Source organism: Geminicoccus sp. (assembly GCF_035556675.1).
Lineage (GTDB): Bacteria > Pseudomonadota > Alphaproteobacteria > Geminicoccales > Geminicoccaceae > Geminicoccus.
This window is the reverse complement of the sequence record NZ_DATMFZ010000012.1, coordinates 16,186-27,030: the sequence shown is the minus strand read 5'-3', so window position 1 is coordinate 27,030 and position 10,845 is coordinate 16,186. Positions and strand designations below refer to the sequence as shown.

9 protein-coding genes are annotated in these 10,845 nt (G+C 69.6%); 3 read left to right on the top strand and 6 right to left on the bottom strand.

Annotated features, from left to right (window positions below; translation table 11 throughout):
• On the top strand, positions 1 to 346 hold a 346-nt coding region (locus VNS22_RS01020), incomplete at its 5' end, for a DUF599 domain-containing protein (protein WP_325728700.1).
• A 100-nt stretch (positions 347 to 446) separates the two neighbouring features.
• A complete protein-coding gene (locus VNS22_RS01015; RefSeq protein WP_325728699.1) occupies positions 447 to 1,505 on the top strand; it encodes a 2OG-Fe(II) oxygenase in 1,059 nt (352 codons plus the stop codon).
• Here VNS22_RS01015 and VNS22_RS01010 read toward each other — a convergent pair.
• Genes VNS22_RS01010 through VNS22_RS00995 form a run of 4 tightly spaced genes read right to left on the bottom strand, consistent with a single transcriptional unit; the run spans position 1,483 to position 5,825 of the window.
• Positions 1,483 to 2,676: a glycosyltransferase gene (locus VNS22_RS01010; RefSeq protein ID WP_325728698.1), complete on the bottom strand. Its 1,194-nt coding sequence runs from the start codon at positions 2,674 to 2,676 to the stop codon at positions 1,483 to 1,485. The genes VNS22_RS01015 and VNS22_RS01010 overlap by 23 nt on opposite strands.
• A complete protein-coding gene (locus VNS22_RS01005) occupies positions 2,669 to 4,561 on the bottom strand; it encodes a 1-deoxy-D-xylulose-5-phosphate synthase N-terminal domain-containing protein (protein WP_325728697.1) in 1,893 nt (630 codons plus the stop codon). Before VNS22_RS01005 ends, VNS22_RS01010 begins: the two co-directional genes overlap by 8 nt.
• Before the next feature lie 54 nt (positions 4,562 to 4,615).
• Positions 4,616 to 5,374, bottom strand: a complete 759-nt coding sequence (locus tag VNS22_RS01000) for an acylneuraminate cytidylyltransferase family protein (protein WP_325728696.1) — start codon at positions 5,372 to 5,374, stop codon at positions 4,616 to 4,618.
• A gap of 34 nt (positions 5,375 to 5,408) precedes the next feature.
• Positions 5,409 to 5,825, bottom strand: a complete 417-nt coding sequence (locus tag VNS22_RS00995) for a helix-turn-helix domain-containing protein (protein ID WP_325728695.1) — start codon at positions 5,823 to 5,825, stop codon at positions 5,409 to 5,411.
• A gap of 104 nt (positions 5,826 to 5,929) precedes the next feature.
• Here VNS22_RS00995 and VNS22_RS00990 point away from each other — a divergent pair, with 104 nt between their 5' ends.
• The gene (locus tag VNS22_RS00990; RefSeq protein ID WP_325728694.1) at positions 5,930 to 6,997 is read left to right on the top strand and encodes an SDR family oxidoreductase; all 1,068 of its coding nucleotides are present in this window, start codon (positions 5,930 to 5,932) and stop codon (positions 6,995 to 6,997) included.
• Here VNS22_RS00990 and VNS22_RS00985 read toward each other — a convergent pair.
• The gene (locus VNS22_RS00985; RefSeq protein ID WP_325728693.1) at positions 6,994 to 9,120 is read right to left on the bottom strand and encodes a CHAT domain-containing protein; all 2,127 of its coding nucleotides are present in this window, start codon (positions 9,118 to 9,120) and stop codon (positions 6,994 to 6,996) included. The genes VNS22_RS00990 and VNS22_RS00985 overlap by 4 nt on opposite strands.
• Complete coding sequence (locus VNS22_RS00980) at positions 9,120 to 10,805, bottom strand: ShlB/FhaC/HecB family hemolysin secretion/activation protein (RefSeq protein WP_325728692.1); 1,686 nt, start codon at positions 10,803 to 10,805, stop codon at positions 9,120 to 9,122. Before VNS22_RS00980 ends, VNS22_RS00985 begins: the two co-directional genes overlap by 1 nt.
• Between the last annotated feature and the right edge of the window lie 40 nt (positions 10,806 to 10,845).

Below are 10,845 nucleotides of genomic sequence, written 5' to 3'. Positions count from 1 at the left end.
CGTCGTGATCCTGACGATCTTCATCTACGGCTTCTTCAAGTTCACCTGGGCGATCCGCCAGTACAACTACCTGATCGCCCTGATCGGCGCCGCACCGCCGGCACCCATGCCGGAAGCCGCGATCGCCCCGCTCGCCAGGATTTACGCTGCTCATTTCAGCAGGGCGGCCACCGATTTCAACCATGGGTTGCGCGCCTATTACTTCAGCCTGGCGGGATTCGCCTGGTTGATCGACCCGCTGATCGTACCTCTGACTCTTCTGCTGATCGTGGCGATCCTGGCCCGCCGCCAGACGCGCTCACGCGTACGTGACGATGTCCAGGCGGCTCGGATAGCCTTGCGCTGACCCACTGGTGCTATATCGCAAGCCACCTGTGGTTGACAGTGCATGAACAATCTGTAATCTGATCGCTTCAGACCGAGCATGAGAAAGGATGTGAGCCGCCATGGCGATCGGCGATCCCTGCCCCCTCTTCACGGCGCGTGCGTCCAACTCGCCTGGACTGAAGATCGACACGATCGCCGGCCGCTGGCTGGTCCTTACCTTCATCCCTGGCATGGATGATCCGGCAGCGGCGGGGCTCGCCCGGGTCCTGGCCGTTTCGCCGCAGTTCGACGACAGCCATGGCAGCCTGTTCTTCGTTACTCCGGACCCGGCCGATGAGAGCGGCGGCCGCCTGCCGCTGCGCACGCCGGGTGTGCGCGCCTTCTGGGACCAGGACCGCCAGGTGGCGCAGCAGTTCGGCCTTACCGGCAACGATCTCGTGACGGCCGTGATCAGCCCGCGCCTGCAGATCATGGCGGAGATCCGCGAGGCCGACCCGGCGCGCCATGCCCAGGCGGTGCTGGAGCTGATGGCGAGCCTGCCGCGCATGGATGCCCTGCCGCCGGTGCTGGCACACGCGCCGGTCATGGTGATCCCGCAGGTGTTCGAGCCGGAGCTGTGCCGGGTGCTGATCCAGGGCTATGAGCGCAATGGCGGCAAGGAAAGCGGCTTCATGCGCGAGGTCGACGGCAAGACCGTCGAGGTGAAGGACCGCAGCCACAAGGTCCGCAGCGACTGGGTGATCGAGGACCAGCAGCTCGTCCGCGCGATCCAGACCAGGTTCAGCCGGCGGGTGATCCCGGAGATCAAGAAGGCCTACCAGTTCGACGTCACCCGCATGGAGCGCTACATCGTGGCCTGCTATGCGGCCGAGGAAGGCGGGCATTTCCGTGCGCATCGCGACAATACCACCAAGGGCACCGCGCACCGGCGCTTCGCCGTATCTATCAACCTGAACGCCGAGGAGTACGAGGGCGGCGACCTGCGCTTCCCCGAGTTCGGCCGCCGCACCTACCGGGCACCCACCGGGGGTGCCGTGGTGTTCTCCTGCTCGCTCCTGCACGAGGCGAGCCAGGTCACGGCCGGCAAGCGCTACGCGTTCCTGCCCTTCCTCTACGACGAGGCCGCCAAGAAGATCCGCGAGGCCAACCTCGGCTTCATCCAGAAGGCGGCGGAGTAGCCAGGGGCCGACCCACGGCTTCGGAGACGATCCGCACGAAGCCGTAGGCAAAGCGCGCCCGCGCGAGCTCATAGGCATCGAGCGCCTGGGCCTCGGCCATCGGATCCGGGCCGGGCACGCCCTCGTCGCGCACCGCCATCAACAGCCGGGCTAGCCCGTCCACATCGTCGACGCCGAACCAGCCGGCGCGATCCGGGGCGGTGGCCTGGGCCCGGTGGGTGCGGATGTCGGACAGGAGCAGGGGCCGACCCAGCGCTTTGGCCTCCTCCACCGTGGTGCTCCAGCCCTCGAAGCGCGAGGGGTTCAGGAGCGCCATCGCACGGCGGTGCAGGGCGAACACGATGTCCAGTGGCACGGGCCCCAGCAGGCGGAACCGCCGCTCGACGCCAAGCTCGGTCAGCCTAGCGCGCAGCGCCACCACATGGTCCGGTGCCCGGTAATCGACCAGATGGCCGGTGGAGACCACGGTGAGATCCGGCACGCGCGCCAGGGCTTCGGCCACCAGCCCGTGGTTCTTGTGCCGCCAGAGCTGGCCCGGGAGGTAGACGAACCGCTCGGGCAGGCCGAAGGGTTCCAGCAGCTCCACCGGGTCGGCCATGAGCGCGCGGCTGGGAATGGTGACCGCGAAAGGGAGAACCCGTGCCCGCTCCGCGTGCATCGGGAACCAGCCGACCAGCTCCTCGGCCGCGGCATCGGTCTGCACGAGGGTCAGCGCCGAGCGGGAAAGGAAGCGTTCGTGCTCAGCAGCCCGGGAGCGCCGCTCGGCTGCGCTGAACATTTCCGGCAGGTGCCGCTCCTGGAAGTCGGGAATCCAGTGCAGGTTCGGCACGACCGGCGCGCGGCAGGGCAGCGGGCGAAGGAAGGTCGCGTCGACCCGGCCCGCCAGCACCCGGTCGAACCCGTCCAGCCAGGGCAGGTCCAGCCGCTCGCCGAGCTTGCGCATCCACCAGGCCGGGTGGTGGCGGGTCAGTTGGTCGAGTGGCCGGGGCACCGCACCCAGGGCCCGCCAGCGCGCCACCCGGGTCTCTCCGGCGTCGCGCGGATGGAACAGCACCACCTCGAGCTCCGGCCGCCTGCCGATCACGGTAAGCAGGTTGGCGAGGAAGCTCTCCCCGCCGCCCCAGCTCGGATCGAAGGCCGCGAACAGGCCGAGCCGGATCGGCTCAGCCACCGATGGCCCGCGCGATCCCGGCGGCATCCAGGCCGTGATCGGCCAGCACCTCGTCATTGGCGCCGCAGGACGGGATCCGGTCGACGCCCAGATGCAGGACGCGGCCCCCGAAGTGCTGGGCCTGCAGGGCGGCGCCGAGCATCACGCCCTGTCCGCCTTCGACATAGTGGTCGTCGACCGTCACCACCGTCTTGGCATCGCAGGTGACTTCCGCAAGCCAGGTAGCGTCGACCCGGTTCAGCCAGGGCAGGATGACCAGCCGGCCACCGCCGGCCCGGTCCAGCGCATGCCAGGCCTCGGTCGCCATGGCCGGGCCATAGGCGATCACTACGAGGTCCCTGCCGCTGTTCTTGGCGATCCAGCCCTTGCCGAGCTCGACCCGATAGTCCGCCGGCAGGGCATAAGGCACGGCCACCGGAATGGAGACGAAGCGCAGATAGGTGCTGCCCTCATTCGCCTGCAGCGCCCAGCGGACGAGCGGCTCGACCTCGGCGGCACAGGATGGCTGCACCAGCGTCAGGCCGGGCGTGCCGGCCAGGGCCGCGATGTCGCGCACCGACTGGTGGGAATGGCCGGGTCCGCCCGGGAGCAGGCCCGCCAGTGCCGCCAGATAGACGATCTTCGAGCGCTCGGTGGCGTTGTTGTAGATCTGCTCGTTGGCGCGCGTCGCCAAAAAGCAGGCGAAGCTATGGCAGACCGGGACCAGACCCTTGCGGGCCATGGCGCCCGCCTGGCTCACCATGTCCATCTCCGCGATGCCGCACTCGACGAAGCGTTCGGGCAGCTTCGCCTTGAACGGGATCAGGCCGCAGTCGAGCATCAGGTCGGCATCCAGCGCCACGACCCGCTTGTCCTCGGCCGCGACCTTCAGCAGCGCCTCGGAATAGGCCGGGATCAGTCGCTCCGGCGCCTGGGCCGGGGGGGCGGTCACCGGGCGCTCGACCGTTTCCAGGGTCAGCTCGGTCTGCCGCGCGTCGCGCAGGATCCGGTTGACCCGGTCCATGATCTCCTGGGCGGCGCGGGTGTAGTCGGCCGCCTGCGGAGCGCCGGAATGGAAGCGGTAGAGCTCGGCGTCGCTCTCCATGGCGACGTGCTCCATGAAGGAGACACCCTTGCCCTTGATGGTGTCGGCGATCACCAGCTTGGGCTTCTTCACCCCACGGACCGCGTCCAATGCTGCGACGATTGCTTGCAGATCATGGCCGTCCACCCGGACCACGTGCCAGCCGAACGCCCGGAACTTCGCCTCCAGGTCGCCCAGGTCGGAGACCTGCTGCACGAACGTGTCGGACTGCAGCTTGTTGTGATCGACGATCGCGGTGATCTCGTCGTAGCCCCGGTTCGCCGCCGAGCCCAGGCTCTCCCAGATCTGGCCCTCCTGCAGCTCGCCGTCGCCCAGCATCACGAAGATGCGCGGGCTCTTGCCGCCGTTGAGCCGGTTGGCGAACACCATGCCCTTGGCCTTGGAGATGCCCATGCCGAGCGAGCCGGTGTTGGCGACCATGCCGGGCGTGCCGATGTCCGGATGGCCGGGCAGGCCGCCCAGCTTGCGGAAGCGGTGCATGAGATCGGCCGGCAGGCGCCCCAGCGCCGTCAGGACCGCATAGAGCCCGGGCGCGTCATGGCCCTTGGAGGAGAAATAGACGTCGCCGTCGCGCATCTCCTCCAGATGCAGCCAAGTGACCAGCTCCATCGAGCTGAACGAGCTGCCGATATGCCCCGAGCCCGCGCGTGCGATCATGTAGAGCACGTTCAGCCGCGCCAGGTCGGCGAACAGCCGGGCCCGTGCCACGGCCGGCATGGCGAGGCTGCGGATCCGCGCGAACTCGTCGGGTGCCACCCAGTAGAGCGTGCCCTCGACGGCGTTGCCGGTCAGTTCACCCATGAGACGCTGCTTCCATGAAGGGGAAATACGGAGGGGAGGGCGGTCCGGGTCGCTTCAGGCGTTGCCCAGCTGTGGCGGCGGCCGGTCGATCTGTGGCAGCTGCGCGCCCTCGTGCTCGATGATGTAGAGCGCGTAGAACCAGTCCTCGGGATCGTTCAGGTCCACGCCCTCGAAACCTTCGGTGAGGAAGGGCATGAAGCTGTTGCCGGCAATGGTCCGGCCGTCCCGCACCACCCGGCTCCAGGCGATCTCCAGGCTGGCGTTCTGCACGTAGATCTCGGGCAGGGTCGGATACTGCGAGCTGTGCCAGGGCTGCTCCGGTGGCCCGAAGGGGAGGAGCGGCGACATCCGGTTGCCGCGGATCACCCACATCTTGCCCGGATGCTCCCGGCATTTCTGCACGGCGCGCAGGCTGTCGAACTGCTCCCGTTCCGCCAGGAACTGCGTCCAGGCGCGGCGGATCGTCTCCGGCTGCCGGAACGGCGAGGTCGGGCGCAGGATCGAGAAGCAGTCGAACGGCTCCAGCGCGCCCAGCGCATGCTCGACCCACTCGATGTCGGGCGAGCGGTCGCCGGCCATCTCGGGTGGCCGCATCACCACCTCGGCCCCGTAGTGCCGGGCGATCGCCGCATAGTCGCCGCTGTCGGTCGACACGCACACCTTGTCGAACACGCCCGAGGCGCGCGCGGCGGCGATCGTGTAGGCCATCGCCGGATGGCCCAGGAGCGGGCGGATGTTCTTGTCGGCCACTCGCTTGGAGCCGCTGCGGGCGGGGATCAGGGCGACGATGGAGGGCGCGTTCTCGACGGGCATGGATGGTCCGGGCGACGCTGGGCTGGCAGGCTTCTTAGTGGGTTTGATCAGCAGTGGGAACGGCCGCGCACGACCCGCCGGACGCGGCGGCCTGGAGCTGGTCGAGCGCCTCCTTGTTCTGCTCGCCCCATAGGTACAGCATCTCGATCGGTTCCGCGAAGCGCACCCCCAGCCGGGTGAGCGTGTACTCCACCTTGGGCGGCACGACGTCATAGACCCGGCGTGTCACCAGACCGCGCTGCTCCATGTCGCGCAGGGTCTGCACCAGCATCTTCTTGGAGATTCCAGGCAGGCTGCGCTGCAAGACGCTGGTCCGCGCGGTGCGATCGGGCAGGTGCTGCAGGGCATGGAGCACCATGCTGGTCCACTTCACGGTGAACAGCTCCAGCACCCGGCGCGGCGCGCAGTCCTGCTCGAAGACCATCTGCTTGTCGGCAGTGACGGTCGGCATCCGACGGTAACCTTCTGGTGGCTATGTCCCTTCCGGGTGCCTTCTAGCTCGGGGCGGGCGGTGCGCCTACCTTGGCAGGCAGAGGATTCGGGAAAGGATCGCACATGAGCGGCACAGCACTGGTGGTGGGAGCCAGCGGCATCATCGGCAATGCGCTCGCGAAGCGGCTGCTGGCCGAGGGCTGGACCGTCCATGGCCTGGCGCGGCGACCGCCCGCCGAGCCGGAGGGCCTGCGGCCGGTGGCGGCCGACCTGCTCGACCCGGCGAGCCTAGACACAGCGCTGGCCGGGGTCGCACCCAGCCACGTCTTCCTGGCCACCTGGATGCGCAACGCAACGGAAGCGGAGAACATCCGGGTCAACGCCGCGATGGTACGCAACGTGCTGGCGGCGCTGGCCAGGCACAACTCCATCCGCCACGTGGCGCTGGTAACCGGGCTCAAGCATTATCTCGGGCCGTTCGACTCTTATGTGAAAGCCGGGCGGATGCCCGAGACGCCGCTCCGCGAGGAGATGCCGCGGCTGGACGTCGAGAACTTCTATTATGCGCAGGAAGACGAGGTGTACGCTGCGGCGGAACGCCAGGGCTTCGGCTGGAGCGTCCACCGCCCGCACACCGTGATCGGCAAGGCGGTCGGCAACGCGATGAACCTCGGCACGACGCTCGCCGTCTATGCCACGATCTGCCGGGAGACCGGCCGGAAGTTCCGCTGGCCGGGCTCGCAGGCACAGTGGGAAGGCCTCTCGGACGTCACCGATGCGCGGATCCTGGCTGCGCAGCTCCTGTGGGCGGCGACCACGCCGGAGGCGCGCAACCAGGCCTTCAACATCGTCAATGGCGACGTCTTCCGCTGGAAATGGCTCTGGCCGCGCCTGGCCGGCTTTTTCGGCGTGGATTGGGTCGGCTACGAGGGCGAGGTGCGGCCGCTGGAAGCGGAGATGGCGCAGGACGGGCCGGTCTGGCGCGAGATCGCCGGGCGTCACGGCCTGGCGGAACCCGAGCTCGACCGGCTGGCCTCGCCCTGGCACACCGACCTGGACCTCGGCCGGCCGATCGAGGTGATGACCGACATGAAGAACAGCCGCAGGCTGGGCTTTGCCGGCTTCCAGCCTACCGAGGATTCCTTCCTCGACCTGTTCGGCGAATTGCGCGCCGAGCGGCTGATTCCCTAGCGCCAGTCGCCCACGAGCTGAAAGGCCGCCCAATAGACCGGTGCGGCCATGCCGGGCTCGGCGGCCAGGGTGAGCTGGGCGCGGCGCAGGGCCTCGGCCTTGCCGACGTCGCCGCTGGCCAGCTCGCCGTGGAACAGGGTCATCAGCCGCTCGGCCGCCCGGTCGTCGACCTTCCACATCGAGCCGATCGCGGCCCGTGCCCCGGATTTCACCGCCAGCCCCGCCAGGCCCAGCGCGGCGCGGTCGTCGCCGAGCGCACTCTGGCAGGCGCTCAGCACCAGGAGCTCCACGGGCCGGTCGCGGTAGCGGGCCTGCTTGATCAGCCGCTCCAGGTCGTCCAGGTCCAGCTCCTCGCAGCTGCCGAGCAGGACCTTGCTGTCGGAGGCTTCCGGGGCGAACTCGGCATGGGTCGCGAAGTGCAGCACCGAGAGCGGCCGGGTCGCCAGGTCCCGGAACAGCCCGGCACGGTCGAACGCGTCGTCGACCAGGGTGAGAGTGCCGGCCGGCGGGCTGAGGGCCGCGATCGCCTGGACCTCGGCCTCGGTGCCGTCCAGCGCGTCCCAGCGTGGCGGGCAGGCGCGGGCGGTGGCGCCGAGCAGCCAGGAGGCTCTGCCCCGCGGCGCGGGCGCGGTGTCGACGAAGTCCAGACCGGGGTTGAGCGCCACCGCCATGCGCTCGAGCAGGAAGCTGTCCCCGTCCAGCAGGGTGGCCGGCAGCACGTGGCGCAAGGGCCCGTCCGGCACGAACACGAGCGTCTCGACGCCCGTGAGATCGTCGGCGAACGGGCGGATCAGCAGGTCATAGAGTTCCCGCGACTGCGCCTTCCAGCCGTTCGGCTGGGTCGGGTCGGTCAGGCGGAACGGGTAGGCCTCGAGCTCACCGCGGGCCGGCAAGGGTGAGCGATGGTGCCGGATCCGCCCGTCCGGCAGCATCATGAACAGCTCGATGCCGTTTCGCTGCACGATCGTCACCAGTGCGGCGGCACGGGGATCGATCTCGCCGACTCTGCGGGTGCGCGCCCGCAGGTCGGCCACGCAGTCGTCCTGGAAATAGTCGGACAGCTCCGCGGCGCGGGCCTGGTCGGCGAACCGGATCACCTCGCGGTAGATCGCGACCCGCTCCGCTTCCGGCAGGCTGGCCGCGCGCTCGATCTGCAGGGCCACGTAGCGCTCGACCAGCGGGGCCACCTGCAGCCGGTAGGGAGAACCCTGGCGGATCCAGTCATAGTCCAGCAATGCCGCGCGGCGCCGGTCCAGGGCACGCAGTGCGGCGGCATAGGCGTCACTGGCCGCGGCCGGGTCGCGCCCCAGGCGGTCGAGCACGGCTGCCCGCACCGCCAGCGCCTCGGCTTCCACCTGGCCGAGATCGGCCTGTCCGGCGCCCAGGATCGCCCGGTCGGCAGCGGCAAGCGCCGCATCGGCCTGGCCCTGCTCCGCCAGCCGTTCCGCGGCCAAGCCCGCGGCGACCACAGCCAGATCGGAACGCCCCTCAGCGGCAAGCGCAGCCTCGGCAGCCTCCAGCGGGGCAGGGTCGCCCGCCAGGTCGCTGGCGAGAAGTGCCGCCACCAGCTGCTCCTCCGGGGAGCCGCCAGCCTCATGCAGCGCCGCTGTCTCTGTCATGTCGGCGGTGGGCAGCGGGCAGGGGTCGTTCGCGATCGGCTGCGGCCGGGCGGCAAGGTCGGCGCGCACCGCCTCCAGCCGTGCCGCCCGGTCGTCCTGGCGCCGATAGGCCGCCTGCGCCTGATCACGGACCCGGCCGGCCAGAACGGCCAGATCCGCCCGCTCCTCGCAGGTATCGGCCGGCGGCACCACGGCCAGGCGGCTGGCCATCGCGTCGATCCGGCCAAGGCAGGCCTGCCAAGCGGCACCTGTCGGCATCGGGTCGGGCGGCACGGTCCAGGGATGATCCTGGCCATCGCAGCGGCTGGTCGCCAGGGCGCAGAACCGGGTGAGCGCAGTGTCGTCGGCCTGGCCGGCCGCCTGTTGAGCGAGAAACAGGGCCGCCGGGAAGCACTGGCGAGCCGCGATCAGCTCGCCCGCCTCGTCCGCGCGCGCGCCGGCACCACCCAGGCACAATATCGGCCAGAGCAGCATCGGCAGGAGCAGGCGGGCCAGAAGGCGCATCAAGACCGCCCGGCCCTGGCGAATGGCCAGGGCCAGATCCCGCAGCGGATCCGGAAATGGATGCCCAGGTCCTGGAGGTCGTCGATGTCGTCGGGCCGTCCCTCGAAGGGCTGGGCGACGAACAAGGCGAGGTCCAGCCGTTCGGACGGCTGCCAACGCAGGCCGATCCCTGCACTGGCGATCGTGTCGTCGGTCTGCTCGGGGTTCATCCGGTCCTCGCCGCCACCTGCGTCGATGAATGGGATGAGCTCGACCAGCCCGTCCGCCACGGTGCGCTGCAGGCCTGGGATCGGCAGCCTTGCGATCGGGATGCGGTATTCCAGCGAGGCGAACCAGCCCGTGTCGCGCACGAGCAGGTTCTCGCGATAGCCGCGCACTGTGTCGATACCGCCGATCGTGAACTGCTCGGACGGCAGGAGCGGGTCCGCGGCGAGCTGGCCACCGGCGCGCACCACGATCTGGTGGTCGGCAACCGCCCATTCCGGATGCCCGGCGAACGGCAGTAGCACCGCTTCCAGTTGCGCCTGCCAGGTGAAGAACTCGCTGCAGGGCTGGCGGTCGTCGTCCTCGTCGTAACAGCGGTCGGAGGAGCCCAATGCATCCAGCCCCACGCTGAAGATCGACTGGGCCGCCAGCGCGAACATGCGGTCCTGGCGCAGCCAGGTTTGGGCGAACCGCAGGGCGGTGACGTCGCTCACACCGTCCTTGGTGCCGGGCGCGAACGAGAAGCCTTCGCCCAGGAGGAAGCTCTCGCCGCGCCGGCGCTCCAGCGACAGGTCGAGCAGCACGTCGTCCCGTGCCGTGCGGTAGACCGGATAGGATGCTCCGAGCTCGATCCCCGAAGAATTGCTCTCGATGTCGAGCGCGTCGAACGGGTCTTCCACCACCCGCGCATCGGCATAGTCGACCACCGCGCGCAGGCGCAGGTCGGTCGCGGTCACCGGCCGCTCGTAGGCCAGCTCCACGCTCCAGGCGCCCTCGGACACATCCGCTTCCAGGCGCAGCGGGTCGCCCTGGCCGGTCAGGCTCTTCCACAATGCGACCGTGTCCAGGCGCAGCGAGCCGATCGAAGGCGACTGGTCGTTGGCGAGCTGGGCATCGACCGTGAACGGTGGCCGCTCCTCGACCTGGACCAACAATCTGGCCTCGCCGCGCTCCCCCCCGGGCAGGACGCTCGCGTCGATCGCGGCGATCATCGGGTCCTTGAGCAGGACCTGGAGGCGCGCGCGCATGGCCTCCAGGTTGAACGGCGTGCCAGCAGCGAGGCGCAGCCGGTCGGCCACATAGGACGGATCCAGCCCGGAGGCGCCCTGCACGTCGATCTCGCCGAGCCTGCCCAGCACGATGTCGATGTCGAGCACCCGGTCGCGCAGGTCCTGGCCGGCGATCACTGCACCCGAGTTGACATAGCCCCGCTCGACATAGCGGGCGGTGATGGCATCGCGCAGGTCGACCAGCTCCCCGGTGGTGAGGCTGCGACCCTCATAGGCCGCCAGCAGGTCGGCCAGCCCGGTCCGGTCGATTGGGGGAGCAACATCAGGCGGCGAGAACCGCAGCTCGATCCGGTCTACGGGGAAGGCTCCATCCGCCTGCGCACGCGCAGCACCCGCCGCCAGCAACAGGCCCAGCAGCAGGCAGCAGCCCAGCATCCAGGCACGGATGCCGCACGCGTAGGATCCCCCCAAGACCGGCACTCTCCACGGGTCCGCTCCGCTTCAGCCTTAA

Bases quoted from the DNA above. Each gene is read 5' to 3' on its own strand.
- VNS22_RS01015 (WP_325728699.1), top strand. From the start codon at position 447: ATGGCGATCGGCGATCCCTGCCCCCTCTTCACGGCGCGTGCGTCCAAC.
- VNS22_RS01005 (WP_325728697.1), bottom strand. From the start codon at position 4,561: ATGGGTGAACTGACCGGCAACGCCGTCGAGGGCACGCTCTACTGGGTG.
- VNS22_RS01000 (WP_325728696.1), bottom strand. From the start codon at position 5,374: ATGCCCGTCGAGAACGCGCCCTCCATCGTCGCCCTGATCCCCGCCCGC.
- VNS22_RS00995 (WP_325728695.1), bottom strand. From the start codon at position 5,825: ATGCCGACCGTCACTGCCGACAAGCAGATGGTCTTCGAGCAGGACTGC.
- VNS22_RS00990 (WP_325728694.1), top strand. From the start codon at position 5,930: ATGAGCGGCACAGCACTGGTGGTGGGAGCCAGCGGCATCATCGGCAAT.
- VNS22_RS00985 (WP_325728693.1), bottom strand. From the start codon at position 9,120: ATGCGCCTTCTGGCCCGCCTGCTCCTGCCGATGCTGCTCTGGCCGATA.